Here is a 16248-nt window from a genome sequence, read left to right as displayed (position 1 = left end):
TCAGCGGTCGTAGTCGACGGTGACCCGGTCGGTGACCGGCCGGGCCTGGCAGGTGAGGACGTAGCCGGCCGCCAGTTCCTTCTCCTCCAGCGCGAAGTTGCGGCGCATCTCCACCTCTCCCTCGGTGACCAGGGCCCGGCAGGTGCCGCACACCCCGCCCTTGCAGGCGAAGGGCAGGTCGGGGCGGGAGCGCTGGGCTCCGTCCAGGATCGAGCGGTCGCGCGGGAGGGTGAGGGTGCTGCCGCGGCCGTCGAGGACGACGGTGACCTCGCTGCGCTCGCCGGCCTCGGCCCCGGCCGCGCCGTCGGGGCCGTCCAGGTCCTCGTCCCGCTCGGCGAGCGGCTCGTCCTCGGCGTGGAACAGTTCCTGGTGCACCCGTTCCCCGGGCACGGCCAGGTCGGCGAGCAGTTCCTTCGCCCCGGTGACCATGCCGAACGGCCCGCACAGCCACCAGTGCCCGACGGCGTCGACGTCCACCAGCGCCGCCAGCAGCGCCCGGACCCGCTCCGGGTCCAGCCGGCCGCTGAGCAGTTCGGCGTCCCTGGTCTCCCGGGAGAGCACGTGGACCAGCTGGAACCGGCCGAGGTAGCGGTCCTTGAGGTCGGCCAGCTCGTCCGCGAACATCACGGTGTCGCTGCGCCGGTTGCCGTAGAGCAGGGTGACGGTGGAACGGCGGTCGGCGGCCAGCACGGAGGCGGCGATCGACAGCATCGGGGTGATGCCGGAACCCGCCGCGAGCAGCACGTGATCGGCGGGGACGCCGAGTTCGGGGGAGAACAGGCCGGACGGGGTCAGCACCTCGACCTCCTCGCCGGGCCGGGCCTCGCGCACCAGCCAGCGCGAGAACAGCCCGCCGGGCACCTCGCGGACGGCGATCCGCAGCGGGCCGCCGACGGGCGCGCAGATCGAGTACGAGCGGCGCTCGTCGGTGCCGTCCACCAGCTTGCGCAGGGTCAGGGTCTGGCCGGGGCGGAACGCGAACTCGTCCGCAAGGGCGTCCGGCACCGCGAAGGTCACCGCCACGGCGTCCTCGCAGAGCCGCTCCACCCGCTCGATCCGCAGCCGGTGGAAGCTCGGCCGACGGGCCGGGCGGACGGGGTCCGTCACAGGGGTCGCGGCGGGCATTCAGATCTCCTTGACGCGTTCGAACGGCTCGCGGCAGGCGCGGCAGCGCCAGAGCGCCTTGCAGGCGGTGGAGCCGAAGCGGGACAGCTCCTCCGTGTCGGCGCCCCCGCAGTGCGGGCAGGGCACGGGGGCCGCGGCGCCCGTGCGGGTGGCGCCGAGGGTGAGCGGGACCGGCCCGGGGCCGGACGTGAGGGCCGAGGTCGGGCGCGGCGGGGCGATGCCCGCCTCGGCGAGCTTGCGGCGGCCCTCGGCGGTGATCAGGTCGGTGGACCACGGCGGGTCCAGCCGCAGCCGCACCCGGACGTCCGGGTACCCGGCGGAGCGCAGCCGGCGGTCGACGTCGGCGGCCATCTCGGCGACGGCCGGGCAGCCCGAGTAGGTCGGCGTCAGCCAGGCCGTCACCGTGCCGCTGCCGTCGTCCACCTCGACCCCGGCGAGCACGCCCAGGTCGGCCAGGGTGAGCATGGGCAGCTCCGGGTCCGGGACGGCCGCGGCCACCGACCAGGCCCTCTCGCGGACGGTGTCCGCGGTGCCCGTCACCACGTCGCCCCCGGGTGGGCGCGCGCCACCACCTGCAGCTCGGCGAGCAGCGGGCCGAGCGCCTCGGTGTGCACCCCGTCGCGGCCGGCCCGGCCCAGGACGGTGGCCAGCGGCGGGAGGTCCGGCACGGTCAGTCCGGCCTCGGCGAGGACGGCGGCGAGCTCGCGCAGCACCGGTTCGCGCAGACCGGCCGGGTCGACGCCGGCCCGCAGCTCCACGGGGTGCGCGGTGAACAGCTCCTCCAGCAGCGGCCAGACGGCGTCCAGCCCGGCCTGCATCCGCTCCGCCGAGTACGGCGTGCCGTCGCCGAGGCGCAGCGTCCAGGCCGTGGCGTACTCGCGGTGGTACGCGAGTTCCTTGACGCCCCGGGCCGCGACCGCGGCCAGCACCGGGTCCGGGTGGGCGCTCAGCGCCTCGTACAGCGCGCCGCGGGCGGTGGCGAACAGCAGCAGCCGGGCGATCGAGTGCGCGAAGTCGCCGTTCGGGGTCTCCACCAGGCGGACGTTGCGGAACTCGTGGTCCTCCCGCCAGTAGGCCAGGTCGTCCTCGGTGCGGCCGGAGCCGTCCGCCTGGCCGGCCCGGGTGAGCAGCAGCCGGGCCTGGCCGAGCAGGTCCAGGCCCAGGTTGGCGAGCGCGACCTCCTCCTCCAGCTCGGGCGCCCGGGTGCACCACTCGATCAACCGCTGGGAGAGCACCAGGGCGTCGTCGCCGAGCATCTGGCAGTAGGCGGCGAGGTCGGCACCGGCCAGGCCGGCGGGCAGGGCGGTGTCCACGCCGAGCAGCGGGTCGGTGAAGCCCGTCCCGTACGCCCAGCGGCCCTCGCCCTCGGGGCCGGGGGTGGCCCCGGCGAGGCTGAGGTAGACGTGGTCGTCCTCGGTGGCGGACGTGGTGTGGTCGTGCACGGTGGCTCCCCCGTCAGATGTGCGGGACATCCTCGGGGATGTCGTAGAAGGTCGGGTGGCGGTAGACCTTGTCGCCGCTGGGCTCGAAGAACGGGTCGCGCTCGTCCGGGGTGGAGGCGGTGATCGCGTCCGAGCGGACGACCCAGAGGCTGACGCCCTCGTTGCGGCGGGTGTACAGGTCGCGGGCGGCGAGCAGCGCCATCCGGTCGTCGGCGGCGTGCAGCGAGCCGACGTGGACGTGGTTCAGGCCGCGCCGGGGGCGCACGAACACCTCGTACAGCGGCCAGCCGGCCTTGGGGCCTGCCTCGGACTCGGTCACTTCTCGTTCTCCTGTTCGGGGGTGGGCCGCTCGGCGGCCGCGGCGTGTCCGGCATCGACGGCGTGTCCGGCGTCGGCGGCGCGCTTGGCGGCGTAGGCGACGGCCGCCTCGCGCACCCAGGCGCCCTCCTCGTGCGCGGCCCGGCGGCGGTCGACCCGCTGGGCGTTGCACGGGCCCTGCCCACGGATGACCCTGGTCAGCTCGGACCAGTCCGGCTCGCCGAAGTCCCAGCCGCCGCGCTCCTCGTTCCGGCGCAGCTCGGGGTCGGGGAGGGTGACGCCCAGGTGCTCGGCCTGCGGGACGGTCATGTCGACGAAGCGCTGCCGGAGCTCGTCGTTGGTGTGGCGCTTGATCCGCCAGGCCATCGAGCGGGCGGTGTTCGGCGAGTCGGCGTCCGGCGGGCCGAACATCATCAGCGACGGCCACCACCAGCGGTCGACCGCGTCCTGGACCATCCGGCGCTGGCCCTCGGTACCGCGCATCAGGGTCATCAGGAGCTCGTAGCCCTGGCGCTGGTGGAAGGACTCCTCCTTGCAGACCCGCACCATCGCGCGGGCGTACGGACCGTAGCTGCAGCGGCAGAGCGGGACCTGGTTGCAGATCGCGGCGCCGTCCACCAGCCAGCCGATCACGCCGACGTCGGCGAAGGTGAGGGTGGGGTAGTTGAAGATCGAGGAGTACTTCTGGCGGCCGCTGATCAGCTTCTCGGTGAGCTCGGCACGGTCGACTCCGAGGGTCTCGGCGGCGGCGTAGAGGTAGAGGCCGTGGCCCGCCTCGTCCTGGGCCTTGGCGAGCAGGATCGCCTTGCGGCGCAGCGAGGGGGCCCGGGTGAGCCAGTTGCCCTCGGGCTGCATGCCGATGATCTCGGAGTGGGCGTGCTGGGCGATCTGGCGGATCAGGGTGGCCCGGTAGGCGTCGGGCATCCAGTCCCGGGGCTCGATCCGCTGCTCGGCGGCGATCACCGCGTCGAACCGGTCCTCCGGCGTCTGCGCGGGGACCGCCTCTTCCACCTCTGTTGTCACCACGGTCCCCTCTCGTGTTCCTGCTCCGGCTTCCCGGCTCCCCGGCCTGGACGGCGGGGAGCCAACCGACTGACCGTTCGGTCGGTACCATTCTGCGCGGCGGGACGGAGAGATGGCAAGGGACGCCGACGAATGGGCGGGCGCGAGGGGCAGGGAGCGAGGGGCAGGCCGAGGGGCGGCGAACAGAAAACAGACAACAGATAACAGCTGACAGAATCTGAAATCTGTCAGCTGTTATCTGTTCGCCGTTACCTGTCAGCCGTCAGCCGTCAGCCGTCAGCCACCGAGGGTCACCCCTCCGCGCGGTCCCGCAGTCGCGGCAGCGGCACCGCGAGCAGCGCCGCCAGCAGGGCGATCCGCGGCGCGAGCTGGTCCAGCTTGATGTACTCGTGCCGGGCGTGGGCGCCGGCGCCGACCGCGCCGAACCCGTCCAGCGTCGGCAGACCGCGCGAGCCGGGCAGGTTGGTGTCCCCGGCACCGCCGGCCGGGGCGCCGTCGAGCTGCTGCCCGAGCACCGCGGCGAGCGAACGCACGTGCCTGAGCAGTGGGTTACCGGTGCGCTCGGGCCAGGCCGGCCGGCTGGACAGCACCTCCGTCCGCACCCGCGCGCCCGGCCGCAACGCGGTCAGCCGCGCGAGGTTGTCGAGCGTGCGGCGCTGCGCCTCGGTGGTGGAGAAGCGCAGGCCGAGCTCCGCCTCGGCCCGTCCGGCGACCACGTTCGCCCGTGAACCCCCGCTGATCCGACCGGTGTTGAGCTCCGTACCGGGCTGGCCCGCGAGGTCGCGGACGAGCACCAGCTGGTCGACCAGCTCGTCCACCGCCGACACCCCGTCGTGGGCGTCGTTGCCCGCGTGGGCCTCCCGGCCGGTGACGGTGAGCCGCACCCGGGTACTGCCGCGCCGCGCGGTCTTCAACCGGCCGTCCGGATGCGGCGGCTCCAGTCCCAGGACGGCCGCCGCGCCCCGCAGTTGGCGCTCGACCAGGCCACGCCCGTCCGGACTGCCGACCTCCTCGTCGGACACCACGACCAGCCGTACGGTGCGGTGCGGCCGCTGCCCCAGGTCGGCGAGCAGCGCCAAGGCGCCCTCCAGGACGGCGAGTCCGCCCTTCATGTCGACCACCCCGGGCCCGGTGAGCCGCCCGTCCTGCTCGGTCACCGGCCAGTCCGCCAGGGTGCCGGCGGGCCAGACGGTGTCGTGGTGCCCCACGATCAGCAGGTGGGGCAGGGTCTCGTCCCGCCCCTCCCACTCCAGCACCAGGTGGTCACCGGCCGGTCCGGGTTCACGGCGGGCGGTTGCCCCGGTGGCCCGGAATCCGGACTCCAACTCCTCGGCGAGCGCGTCGAGTCGGGGCGCGTCACCACTCGGCGATTCGATCCGGGCCAGGTCCGCGCACCGCCGCCGGACGGCGCCGGCGAGGGTACGGGCCCGGGTGCTGAGCGCCTGCGGCAGTCCGGGCAGCGCAGCGGTGATGCTCGTCGCAGCGGCACCGGCAGCGACAGCGGCAGCAGCGCCGGCGGATCCGACCGCCAACGCACTGGACTTCGCCGTGGCATCGACCTTCACCGCGGCCACCGACGCGGCCGTAGCACCGGGCCTGACCGCGGCACCGGTCGTGGACGTCGCGACCGGCGGGCTCTCGACAGCGGAACCGACGGTGGACGAACCAACGGTGGACGAACCGACCTTGGCGGAACCGCCCAGGGCGACCAGGGCCTCACCGTCGGCCGCGGCGGGAACGGTCACGGGTACGCGGTCGGGTTCCGCGGCGCTGCCCGGTGCGGCCGGCGACCCGACGATCTGGGGACTCAACGCTCGCCTCCGCGGCCGCAGCCGGTATTCAGCGGCCGCACCGGCCGACCGCCCCCGCCCGGGTGCCAGGCCCGGCCGGACCGCGCCGGTCGGCCGGGGGGCCGGACGGCCCGTCGGAACGGCCCGTCTGGTCCAAGTGCGGTGGAACGGTTGGGCGGCGTGCTTGGCATCTGCGTCCTCCTCGCTCGATCCGGTGGCCCCGGTTCCGCCCGGAGCCCCGTGGACGGCGGCTTCCTGGTGGCGGGCGCAAGGGCCGGACCGCCGCAGGGAAGCCGAGATGTGAGCCTAGAAGAACCGTTCGGTTTCCTGCGAGGTGGCCCTGCTCCCAGCGTGCCGGTACGGGCCCCGGTGCCGGGCACCCGTCGGCGGAAGCGGCGGGCGCTCGGCGGGCGGGCCCGGATCGACGCGCGGGCACGGTCGCCGGATCGCGCCCATCTCCACCATGGACCCGCTGCCCGGGTTCGGCAGCGCAAACCGCCAAGGCACGGCATTTCCACGCCGGATGGGTGACAGCGGCTCAGCGGGCGGTACCAACCGGAGGCACGCGACGGCTCAGGGAAGCCCGCGGCGACACCTGGACCGAAGCCCGGGGAACATCCGTGTGAACACCGTCCGACGCTGCGCCCCGCCCTGCCCTCCCGAGCGCCCGCGGTCAGGCGCCGTCCCCGACGAGCCCCGCATCGCGTGCGAGCAGCGCCGCCTGGACCCGGTTGGCCACACCGAGCGCGGTCAGGATCCGACTGACGTGCGCCTTGACGGTGCTCTCCCGCATCCCCAGGACGCCCGCGATCTCGGCGTTGGACAGCCCGTCGGCGAGCTCCCGCAGCACGTCGGTCTCGCGCGGGGTGAGCCCGGCGATCCGGGCCCGGGCGGCGACGGAGCGCGGCGCGCCGACCCGGTGGTACCGGTCGATCAGCCGTCGCGCGGCGGCGGGGTGCAGCATCCCCTGGCCGGCGGCGACCACGTGGACGGCGCGGGCGATCTCGGCGGGCGGGGTGTCCTTGAGTAGGAAGCCGTCCGCCCCGGCGGCGAGCGCCTGGTACACGTACTCGTCCAGGTCGAAGGTGGTGAGCGCGATGACCCGCGGGGCGTCTGGGAGTTGGCGCAGCCGCCGGGTCGCGGCGATCCCGTCGAGCCGGGGCATCCGGATGTCCATCAGCGCGACGTCGATCCGGCGGCCGCGGGCGAGCTCGACGGCCTGCAGCCCGTCGGCGGCCTCGGCGACCACGGTCAGGGCCGGGTCCTGGGCGAGGAGGTCGACCAGGCCGAGGCGCACCAGTGCGTCGTCGTCGACCACCATCGTGCGGATCATGCGGTGTCCTTCGGCTGCGGGGGCTTCTTCCGGGACGGCGACCTCGGCGACGGCGGCTCCGGTGACGGGGGCCTCGACGGCGTGACCTCCGGTGGCGGGACCTCCGGCGGCGCCACGGCGTGGGATGGCGGCACGGCGTGGGATGGCGGCACGGACTGCGCCGGCCGGTCCGGCGCGGGCAGCCGGGCGGAGAGCCGGAAGCCGCCGGCACCGTCCGGCCCGGCGTCCAGGTGGCCGCCCAGCGCGCCGACCCGTTCGCCGAGGCCCACCAGCCCGTACCCGCCACCCGAGACCGGCCCGTTCGGCGTCGTCCCTCCGGGGCCGTTGCGGACCTCGACGGTGGTCGCCGGTGCCCCGTAGCCGACCCGGACGGTGACGGGCGCGGCGTGGGCGTGCTTGCGGGCGTTGGTCAGCGCCTCCTGGACCACCCGGTGCACGGCGAGCCGATGGGTGGTGGGCACGGCCTCCGGGTCTCCCGCCAGGGCGAGTTCGACCTGCTGCCCGGCCTGGTTCGCCTCGTCGATCAGGTCGGTGAGGTCGCGCAGCGCAGGTGCCGGGACAGGCGGCAGGACGGGAGGCGGGCCGGACAACGGGACGGACAACCGGCCGGACAACGGGACGGACAGCGCCCCGGTCGACGACCCGAACGGCGCGGACCACTCCCCGGACGGTACGGGCACGTCGGCCTCGGCGGCGGCCCGCTCCGGCGGTTCGGCGCGCAGGGCGCCCAGGACGTCGCGCAGGTCGTCGAGCGAGCGGGCGGCGGTGGTGCGCAGGAGTTCGAGACGGTGGGTGAGCCGGTCCGGGTCGGCGGCGACGGTCCCGGCCCGGGCCTGGTCGCGCAGCACTCCGGCGTGCAGCACCAGCAGGCTCAGCCGGTGGGCCAGCACGTCGTGCATCTCCCGGGCGATCCGGGCGCGTTCGGCGGAGCGGGCCTGCTCGGCGCGCAACTCCCGCTCCCGCCGCAGGGTTTCGACCTGGGCGTGCAGCGTCCGGATCAGCACCCGGCGGCCGTGCAGCCACAGCCCGAAGGACAAGGTGGCCGCCTGGAGGAGGAGTTGGGAACCGGTCGTGCCGGCCCAGCCGACCAGCGAGTCCGCAGTGATCGCGCTGCCCACGGCGATCACCGCGCCGCCGGCCGCCGCCGGACCGACCCGGCCGAGGGAGGCCAGGTAGTAGACGCTGATCAAGCCCGGGAAGGCCCGGTTGAGCAGCCCGCCGGTGAGCACCGGCAGGACGGCCGAGGCGGCGGGGTGACGGCGGGCGAGCAGCAGCGAGAGCGCGGCGAGCACGGCCACCGCCACCCGGGGCAGGCGCAGCGGGCCGTCGAGGTGCAGCCACTGGAAGACGCCCTCCTCGACGGCGAGCCCGAGGATCCCGAGCAGCAACAGGCTGTCGGCCCAGGGCCGGTGGTCCGGGCCGTACCAGCCGAGCAGGCCTGTGCGCATGGAGCTCCTCCCCGCCCGGTCCCGTCCACCCGCTCGAATGCTACGGGCGGACGGCGGCGCGGCACCCCCTCCTCCCGGACGTCGGCACCCTCGACTTTCGTCGGGGGTCGGCGCCGCTCACCGGCCGATCCGCGGCGTTCCCGCGCTCCCTAGCGTCGTCGACATGACGACCGAACAGCTCCACCCGAGCCCCGACTCCCCTCCGCAGCAGCACAGTTCAGCCGAAACGCACGGCCAGGAGAGCGTGCACGACCAGCACAGCGCGCACGACACGCACGACACGCACAGCACGCAAGCCGGGCAGGCCGCGCCCAGCACCCACGGCTCTCCGTACGGCGGGGACCGCCTGCTGTTCCTCGCCGAGGCCCTGCGCACCTTCCACGACACCGGCGCGCTGGCGCCGAGCGGACCGGCGCTGGTGAACGCCCTGGTGGTGCCGGCCACCAGCCGCCCGAACCGGCCGATCTCGGTGCTGGAGGTCGGCGCCGGCACGGGCGTGGTGACCCGCCGGCTGGCCCAGGTGCTGCGCCCCGGCGACCGGCTGCACGTGGTCGAGGCGAACCCGCGGTTCGCCGACCGGCTGCGGGAGGACTCGGTCCTGGCCGCGCGCCGGCCGGGGGTGGGGCTGCGACTGTCGACCTGCCGGGTGGAGGAGCTGCCGGAGGCGGCCGCGCCGACGGGGGCCGCGGCCGAGCGGTACGACGTGATCGTGTCCGGGCTGCCGTTCACCAACTTCGAGCCGGCCCTGGTCCGGCGCATCCTCGACCTCTACCTGCGTCTGCTGGCCCCGGGCGGCGAGCTGACCTACTTCGGGTACCTCGGCACCACGACGGCCCGCACCCTCACCTCGGGCCCCCGACGGGGCGCCCGCCACCGGGCGGTGGTGCGGCTGCTGCGGCGCTTCGAGGCGACGTACGGGCTGGGCGAGCGCACGGTGTGGCGCAACCTGCCGCCCGCCCGGGCCCACCTGCTGCGCTCGCCGGGGCCGTACTCCTGACTCCAGGCGGCGTGACTCCTCGCGGCGCGACTCTTCGCGGCGCAACTCTTCGCGGCGCAACTCCTAGCGGGCATATCGCCACGAACAAATGACAAAAGACAGCGAACAGATTTTGAAATCTGTTCGCTGTCGTGCCATAGTGAGATCCGGGTCACACTGCCCCCGCCCTCCGGCGCCGCACCCGCCCCTGGAGCTCCCATGGCCTCGACCACCCGCCCCGCCCAGCGCCCCCTCGGCACCTCCGGCCCCGTCACCTCCGCCCTCGGCCTCGGCTGCATGGGCATGTCCGACCTCTACGGCCCGGCCGACGAGGCCGAGAGCATCGCCACCATCCACGCCGCCCTGGACGCCGGGATCACCCTCCTCGACACCGGCGACTTCTACGGCATGGGCCACAACGAGCTGCTGATCCACGAGGCCCTGCGCGGCCGCGACCGCGACAGCGTCCAGATCAGCGTGAAGTTCGGCGCCCAGCGCGGCCCCGACGGCCAGTGGCTCGGCTACGACACCAGCCCGGCCGCCACCAAGACCGCGCTGACGTACACCCTGCGCCGGCTGCGCACCGACCACATCGACGTCTACCGCCCCGCCCGGCTCGACCCCAAGGTCCCGATCGAGGAGACCGTCGGCGCCATCGCGGACCTGGTGAAGGACGGCTACGTCCGCCACATCGGCCTGTCCGAGGTCGGCGCCGACACCCTGCGCCGCGCCGCCGCCGTCCACCCGATCAGCGACCTGCAGATCGAGTACTCGCTGCTCAGCCGCTCCATCGAGGCGGCCGTCCTGCCCACCGCCCGCGAGCTCGGCATCGGCATCACCGCGTACGGCGTGCTCTCCCGCGGCCTGCTCAGCGGCCACTGGAACCCGGACCGCTCGCTCGCCGGCACCGACTTCCGCACCGCCAGCCCCCGCTTCCAGGGCGACAACCTGACCCACAACCTCGCCCTGGTCGAGGCGCTGCGCGCGGTCGCCGACGCCAAGGGCGCCCGCGTCGCCCAGATCGCCATCGCCTGGGTGGCCTCGCGCGGCGAGGACGTCGTCACGCTGGTCGGCGCCCGCCGTCGCGACCGGCTGACCGAGGCGCTCGGCTCGCTGGACGTCACCCTCACCCCCGCCGACCTGGCCGCCATCGAGGCCGCCGTCCCCGCCGGGGCCGCGGCCGGCGACCGGTACGCTGCCGCGCAGATGGCGCGCCTGGACAGCGAGCGCTGACCGAGCCCGCGCTGACCGGCGAGAACCCTCCGCACCACCCGACCGCACGACCCTAAGGACGGCCCCGTGACCACGGACACCGCACTCACCGCCGAGCAGATCCTGATCGCGGCGGAGGAAGCCCTCCGGCGGTTCGGCCCGGCCAAGGCCACCGTCGTGGACGTCGCCCGGGAACTCGGCGTCAGCCACAGCAGCGTCTACCGCCACTTCCCCAGCAAGGCGGCGCTGCGGGAGGCGGTCACCCAGCGCTGGCTGAACCAGGCGCACTACGACCTGGAGATGGTCGCGAACGACGCCGGCGGCGCCGTCGAGCGCCTCCAGCGCTGGCTGACCACGCTGTTCGGGGCCAAGCGGAAGAAGGCACTGGACGACCCGGAGCTGTTCGCCACCTACCTGGTGCTGGCCGAGGAGAACAGCACGGTCGTCGACGCGCACGTCGAGACCCTGGTCAAGCAGATCGCCCAGATCGTCCACGACGGCATGGACGCCAAGGAGTTCCAGCTCGCCCACGTCCCCTCCACCGCTCGCGCGGTCTTCGACGCCACGGCCCCCTTCCACAACCCGGTCTTCGCCCACACCTGGTCCGAGCCCACCGCGGACGAGCGCTTCGCGGCGGTCTGGAAGCTCGTGCTCAGCGGCTTGAAGGGCAGGCCCGCCGAGCTGGTCCCCGAGCCGACGGAGTTCTGAGCGGGGCCCGTCCTCGTGCGGAGCGCGCCCCGAGCGGAGCCCGTCCCGTGCGAGGGCGGTGAGGCGTCGGCGGCCGGAGCGAAATCCGGTCGTCGGCGCCTCACCCTTTCAGGCAGACTGTCGCACCCAGTTGATCTCACTCGGAGGATGACATGCGTGCGGCCGGTCCCGTCCTGGACAGCCTGCGGGGGCTCGCGCTCGGCGACGCCTTCGGTGACCGGTGGTTCTCCGTCCCGGTGGACAAGGCACCCGCCGCCCTGGCGGCTCGCCTGGTCCGCCCGGCGCCCTGGCACTGGACCGACGACACGGCGATGGCCCTCGTCCTGGTCCGCCACCTCGCCGCCCACGGCGAGGTCCGGCAGGACGCGCTGGCCGCCGGGTTCGCGGCCGAGTACGCCCGCGAGTACCAGCGCAAGTACGGCCCGTCGATGCACCGGGTGCTGCGCGGGATCGGCGCCGGCGGGAACTGGCGCGCCATCACCTCGGGCCAGTTCGAGGGCCAGGGCTCGTACGGGAACGGCGCCGCGATGCGGGTCGCCCCGCTGGGCGCCGGGTTCGCCGAGGACCTCGACGAGGTCGCCCGGCAGGCCGAACTCCAGGCGCTCACCACCCACTCCCACCCCGAGGCGGTCACCGGGGCGGTGGCGGTGGCACTCGCCGCGGCGCTCGCCGTCCGCAGCCGGGGCCACCGGGCGCCTGGTCGGACCGAGCTCCTCACCGAGGTCGCCGACCGGCTGCCGGAGAGCGACGTCCGCTCCGGCCTGCGGATCGCCGCCCGGCTGCCGGAGCACACCAGCGTCCGGCACGCCGCCAACGTGCTGGGCTCGGGGCTGATGATCTCCGCCCCGGACACCGTCCCCTTCGCCCTCTGGTCCGCCGCCGGGCACCTGGACTCACTGCCCGACGCGATCTGGCACACCCTGGAGGGCTGGGGCGACATGGACACCACCTGCGCCATCGCCGCTGGCGTGGTGGCCGCCCGCACCGGGCTCTCGGACGTACCGGCCGACTGGCTCGCGGCCTGCGAGGAGCTGCCGGAGTGGGCCGCCGACCGGTAGCCGGAACGTCGGAGGCGCCGGGCAGTCAGCTCCGGGCGGTCAACGGCGGGCGGTCAACGCCAGGCAGTCACCGCCGGGCGGTCAACGCCGGGCGAGGAAGCGGAGCACCCGGTAGCCGATGAGCAGGACCATCGCCCCGCCGATCGCCGACACCCAGGTCGTGACGTCGAGGAGGCCCACCCTCACCGTCCCGTGCATCCAGTGCAGGACGATCCAGATGCCGATGTAGGAGCCGGTGATCCCGATCAAGGTGCTGCCGATCAGACCGCGCTCCCCCCTCGACATCGCCATCCTGGCCAGCGTCCCCGACACCAGGCCGAGCACGATCCACTCCATCCAGCTCATCCGCCGCCCCTTGCGTCATCGGTGTGACGAGACCCCGCCGCGCTCGTCCGTCAGCGGCGCGAGTTGCCGAACAGCAGCCGGTAGGCGATCAGCAGCACCAACGCGCCGCCGATCGCCGACACCCAGGTCGGCCCGTCGAAGAAGCGCGCCGTGATCGACCGGTGCAGGAAGTGCGACGCGATCCAGCCGCCGACGAAGGAGCCGGCGATCCCGATCAGGGTGGTCACGATCAGACCGCCCGGGTCCCTCCCGGGCAGCAGCAGCTTGGCCAGGGCCCCGGCCACCAGGCCCAGCACGATCCACGCGACGACGCTCATCCGAACCCGTCCCTCCCGTCCGTGGCGCGACGGCCCCGTCCCGCGCGCTCTGCCACGGAGGACGCCGACACCCACCGAGGCGGTTCCGGCCGACCCCGGCCGACGGCGGGATCCGGCCACCCGGAGCCGACCGGTCCGCGCGTGGCGTCCTTCCGGCCGGTCGTACCCGCCGAAATACTGCGGCCATGCGCATCCTGATCGCCACCGCCGGCTCCCGGGGCGACGTCGCACCCTTCACCGGGCTCGGCGTCCGCCTGCAGGCGGCCGGACATCAGGTGGCCGTCGCCACCCACGCCACCTTCGCCGACTCGGTACGGGCCGCTGGACTGGAGTTCCGTCCGCTGCCCGTCGACCCGCGGGCCGAACTCGCCTCCACCGAGGGCCGGCGACTGCTGCGGGCCGGCAGCGGGCCCGGCGTCGTCCTGCAACTCCTGCGCCTGGGGCGTAGGTTCATGCCCGCCCTCGGCGACGGCATCGCGGACGCGACGGCGCTCGGTGCCGACCTGCTGCTCACCACCAGCACCACCAGTGCGCTCGGCCAGGTCGCGGCCGAGGCGGCCGGCATCCCCACCATCGGGCTGTACCTCCAACCGCTCTCCCCCACCCGCGAGTTCGCCCCGGCCGTGACCGGCGCACGCTCGCTCGGACGGCCCGGCAACCTGCTCGCCGGCCACGCCGTCCAGGCGGCCACCGACCAACTGTTCGTCCCGGCCGTCCGCGGACTGCGCCGCCGACTCGGGCTGCCGCCACTGGGCATCGGCCGGGCCCGACGCGACCACCCCGTCCTGCACGGCTTCTCGCCGCGCGTCGTCCCCAGGCCGACGGACTGGCACCCCCGACTGGACGTGGCCGGGTACTGGTGGCCCGCCGGACCCGCGGGCTGGCAGCCCCCGCAGCGGCTGCTCGACTTCCTGGCCGCCGGACCGCCCCCGGTCTTCGTCGGCTTCGGCAGCCTGGTCGTGCCCGATCCCGAACGACTCACCGCGACCGTCCTCGCCGCCGGCCGCGCCGCCCGGGTGCGCCTCCTCCTGCAGTCCGGCTGGAGCGGCCTGGCCGCCGAGGACTCGGAGACCGTACTGACCATCGGCGACACCCCGCACGACTGGCTGTTCCCGCGCACCGCGGCCGTCGTCCACCACGCGGGCGCGGGCACCACGGCGGCCACCCTCCGCTCCGGCACCCCCACCGTCCCGGTGCCCGCCCAGCTGGACGCCCCCTTCTGGTCCGCGCGGCTCACCGCGCTCGGCGTCTCCCCCGGCCCGGTACCCCTGCGCGCCCTGACCCCCGCCCACCTGGCCGCCTCCATCCGCCAGGCCCTGGACGACCCCCGCTACCGCACCCGCGCTCGCTCCGTCGCAGCCGCCCTCGCCACCGAGGACGGCGCCGCCAAGGTCCTGGCCGCGGTGGAGGCGACGGGTGACGGGTGACGGGTGACAAATGACAGATGGCGGATAACAGATGACAGCGAACAGATTTCGAAATCTGTTCGCTGTCATCTGTTATCTGTTATCCGTTCGCTGACATCTGTCACCCGCCAGTTGTCACCCGCCCGCCGCTCCCCGTTCCTCCTGCCCCCGACCCGTTCCGCCCCGTCCCTCTCCTCGCCCCGCGCTCAGCACCAGGTAGACCACCGCCGACGACGCGAGCCCCACCGCCCACCCGTAGTCCGCCAGCGGCTGGAGGAGCGGGACCAGCCCGTCCACCGGGAACGGCCCCTGCTTCACCCCGTGCGCGTCCACCGTCGAGTACGACCCCCCGACCGCCAGCAGACCGCCGACCAGCAGCGCGGTGACCGCCCGCCAGTTCCATCCGCCCGCGTACCAGTAGGCGCCGAACGGCCGGTAGAGCTCGGCGAGTTGCAGCCGGGTGCGGCGCAGCAGCCAGTAGTCGGCGATCAGCACCCCGGCGACCGTCCCGAGCAGGCCGCCGACCACGCCCAGCCAGACGTAGATGTAGACGTGCGGGTCGGCGGTCAGCCTCCACGGGAAGATGGCGATCCCGACCACGCCGGTGATCAGCGCCCCGGTACGGAAGTTGACGAACCGGGGCACCAGGTTGGCCAGGTCGTACGCCGGGGAGACGACGTTGGCCGCGATGTTCACCGACAGCGTCGCGATCAGGACCGTCAGCAGCGCGAACAGGAGCGCCACCGGGCTCTCCATCTTCGCGGCGAGCTTGATCGGGTTCCACACCGGTTCGCCGTACACCGCCGCGGAGCCCGAGGTGACCAGCACCGACAGCAGCGCGAAGAGCGTCATCGTCGTCGGCAGACCGAGGGCCTGGCCGCGGATCTGGGCCCGCTGACTGCCGCCGAAGCGGGTGAAGTCGGGGATGTTGAGCGCCAGCGTGGACCAGAAGCCGATCATCCCCATCAGCGACGGGAAGAAGACCTTCCAGAACCCGCTGCCCCAGCCCAGTTTCGACGGCTGGTCGAGCAACGGGCCGAGCCCGCCCGCCTTCATGCCGATCCAGACCAGCAGGGCGAGCGCGCCGACGATGACGAACGGCGCCGCCCAGTTCTCGAAGCGCCGTAGCGCCTCCATCCCCCGGGCGATGATGACCATCTCGATCAGCCAGAACAGCAGGAAGGAGGCCCACTGCGTCCACGGGTAGCCGCCGAACTCGGTTGCGGTCCGCCAGGATTCGCCGAGAAGCCGGCCCGCCAGCAGGAAGATCCCCTCACCCCCGATCCAGGTCTGGATGCCGAACCAGGCGCAGGCGACGGTCGCCCGGATGAGCGCGGGCAGATTGGCGCCACGCAGCCCGAACGAGGCCCGCGCGAACACCGGGAAGGGGATGCCGTACTTCGTCCCGGCGTGTCCGGTGAGGAGCATCGGCGCGAGCACGATCAGGTTGGCGAGCGCGATGGTCAGCACCGCCTGCTTCCAGTCCATCCCGAGCGCGACCAGGCCCGAAGCCAGCGTCCAGGAGGGGATGTTGTGGGCCATGCCGACCCAGAGCGCGAGGAAGTTGTAGGTGGTCCAGGTACGCCGCCGCACCGGGACCGGCCGGAGGTCGTCACTGGTGAAGCCGTTGGGAGGCAACACCCCTTCGGCCGGGTCGAGTTCGACCCGGCCGTCGGGATGCTGCCGCTGTCCGCCGCCGCCGGTCACGGTGTCGGCCATGGGCAACTCCCTTCTGCCACGGGCAGGA

Annotated in this window: 16 protein-coding genes; 5 read left to right on the top strand and 11 right to left on the bottom strand. The window is 74.2% G+C overall.

What is annotated here, in order from left to right; genetic code table 11:
* From paaE to ACFXPX_RS08490, 8 genes are all read right to left on the bottom strand, one after another.
* Positions 1 to 1125, bottom strand: coding sequence for a 1,2-phenylacetyl-CoA epoxidase subunit PaaE (gene paaE / locus ACFXPX_RS08525; RefSeq protein ID WP_375890619.1), 1125 nt, complete (start codon positions 1123 to 1125; stop codon positions 1 to 3).
* The gene (gene paaD / locus ACFXPX_RS08520) at positions 1126 to 1668 is read right to left on the bottom strand and encodes a 1,2-phenylacetyl-CoA epoxidase subunit PaaD (RefSeq protein WP_380640163.1); all 543 of its coding nucleotides are present in this window, start codon (positions 1666 to 1668) and stop codon (positions 1126 to 1128) included.
* Positions 1662 to 2597, bottom strand: coding sequence for a 1,2-phenylacetyl-CoA epoxidase subunit PaaC (paaC, locus tag ACFXPX_RS08515; RefSeq protein ID WP_380640161.1), 936 nt, complete (start codon positions 2595 to 2597; stop codon positions 1662 to 1664). The genes paaD and paaC overlap by 7 nt, the downstream gene beginning before the upstream one ends.
* Positions 2581 to 2886, bottom strand: a complete 306-nt coding sequence (paaB, locus tag ACFXPX_RS08510) for a 1,2-phenylacetyl-CoA epoxidase subunit PaaB (protein WP_375890625.1) — start codon at positions 2884 to 2886, stop codon at positions 2581 to 2583. The genes paaC and paaB overlap by 17 nt, the downstream gene beginning before the upstream one ends.
* The gene (paaA, locus tag ACFXPX_RS08505) at positions 2883 to 3911 is read right to left on the bottom strand and encodes a 1,2-phenylacetyl-CoA epoxidase subunit PaaA (RefSeq protein ID WP_380520952.1); all 1029 of its coding nucleotides are present in this window, start codon (positions 3909 to 3911) and stop codon (positions 2883 to 2885) included. The genes paaB and paaA overlap by 4 nt, the downstream gene beginning before the upstream one ends.
* A 287-nt stretch (positions 3912 to 4198) precedes the next feature.
* Entirely contained in the window at positions 4199 to 5653 is a 1455-nt protein-coding gene (locus tag ACFXPX_RS08500) for a M20 family metallopeptidase (protein ID WP_380640159.1), read from the bottom strand.
* 718 nt (positions 5654 to 6371) lie between these two features.
* Positions 6372 to 7031 (bottom strand): response regulator, encoded by a 660-nt coding sequence (locus ACFXPX_RS08495; protein WP_380640157.1) that lies wholly within the window; start codon positions 7029 to 7031, stop codon positions 6372 to 6374.
* A complete protein-coding gene (locus ACFXPX_RS08490) occupies positions 7028 to 8479 on the bottom strand; it encodes a sensor histidine kinase (RefSeq protein WP_380640155.1) in 1452 nt (483 codons plus the stop codon). The genes ACFXPX_RS08495 and ACFXPX_RS08490 overlap by 4 nt, the downstream gene beginning before the upstream one ends.
* Positions 8480 to 8642: 163 nt before the next feature.
* Between ACFXPX_RS08490 and ACFXPX_RS08485 the strand changes: the two genes are divergently transcribed.
* The 4 genes from ACFXPX_RS08485 (at position 8643) to ACFXPX_RS08470 (ending at position 12433) form a co-directional block, all read left to right on the top strand.
* On the top strand, positions 8643 to 9476 hold the full coding sequence (locus ACFXPX_RS08485; protein ID WP_380640153.1) for a class I SAM-dependent methyltransferase: 834 nt from the start codon (positions 8643 to 8645) through the stop codon (positions 9474 to 9476).
* A 198-nt stretch (positions 9477 to 9674) separates the two neighbouring features.
* Positions 9675 to 10688, top strand: coding sequence for an aldo/keto reductase (locus ACFXPX_RS08480; RefSeq protein WP_380590990.1), 1014 nt, complete (start codon positions 9675 to 9677; stop codon positions 10686 to 10688).
* Positions 10689 to 10754: 66 nt separating this feature from the next.
* Positions 10755 to 11375 carry a TetR family transcriptional regulator gene (locus tag ACFXPX_RS08475; RefSeq protein ID WP_380395915.1) on the top strand — a complete coding sequence of 207 codons (621 nt, stop codon included), beginning with the start codon at positions 10755 to 10757 and terminating at the stop codon, positions 11373 to 11375.
* A gap of 152 nt (positions 11376 to 11527) precedes the next feature.
* Positions 11528 to 12433, top strand: a complete 906-nt coding sequence (locus tag ACFXPX_RS08470; RefSeq protein WP_380640151.1) for an ADP-ribosylglycohydrolase family protein — start codon at positions 11528 to 11530, stop codon at positions 12431 to 12433.
* 81 nt (positions 12434 to 12514) lie between these two features.
* Here the strand turns inward: ACFXPX_RS08470 and ACFXPX_RS08465 are convergent, their stop codons facing one another.
* A complete protein-coding gene (locus ACFXPX_RS08465) occupies positions 12515 to 12778 on the bottom strand; it encodes a GlsB/YeaQ/YmgE family stress response membrane protein (RefSeq protein ID WP_380640149.1) in 264 nt (87 codons plus the stop codon).
* Between the two features lie 50 nt (positions 12779 to 12828).
* Positions 12829 to 13095, bottom strand: coding sequence for a GlsB/YeaQ/YmgE family stress response membrane protein (locus ACFXPX_RS08460; RefSeq protein ID WP_375890644.1), 267 nt, complete (start codon positions 13093 to 13095; stop codon positions 12829 to 12831).
* Positions 13096 to 13280: 185 nt separating this feature from the next.
* Here ACFXPX_RS08460 and ACFXPX_RS08455 point away from each other — a divergent pair, with 185 nt between their 5' ends.
* Positions 13281 to 14522: a glycosyltransferase gene (locus ACFXPX_RS08455; RefSeq protein WP_380640147.1), complete on the top strand. Its 1242-nt coding sequence runs from the start codon at positions 13281 to 13283 to the stop codon at positions 14520 to 14522.
* 114 nt (positions 14523 to 14636) lie between these two features.
* Here the strand turns inward: ACFXPX_RS08455 and ACFXPX_RS08450 are convergent, their stop codons facing one another.
* Entirely contained in the window at positions 14637 to 16220 is a 1584-nt protein-coding gene (locus ACFXPX_RS08450) for an NCS1 family nucleobase:cation symporter-1 (RefSeq protein WP_380640145.1), read from the bottom strand.
* Between the last annotated feature and the right edge of the window lie 28 nt (positions 16221 to 16248).

It is taken from the genome of Kitasatospora sp. NPDC059146, assembly GCF_042786665.1.
GTDB lineage: Bacteria > Actinomycetota > Actinomycetes > Streptomycetales > Streptomycetaceae > Kitasatospora.
Note: the sequence above shows the minus strand (reverse complement) of the source record. Positions and strands in the feature narration are given on the sequence as shown.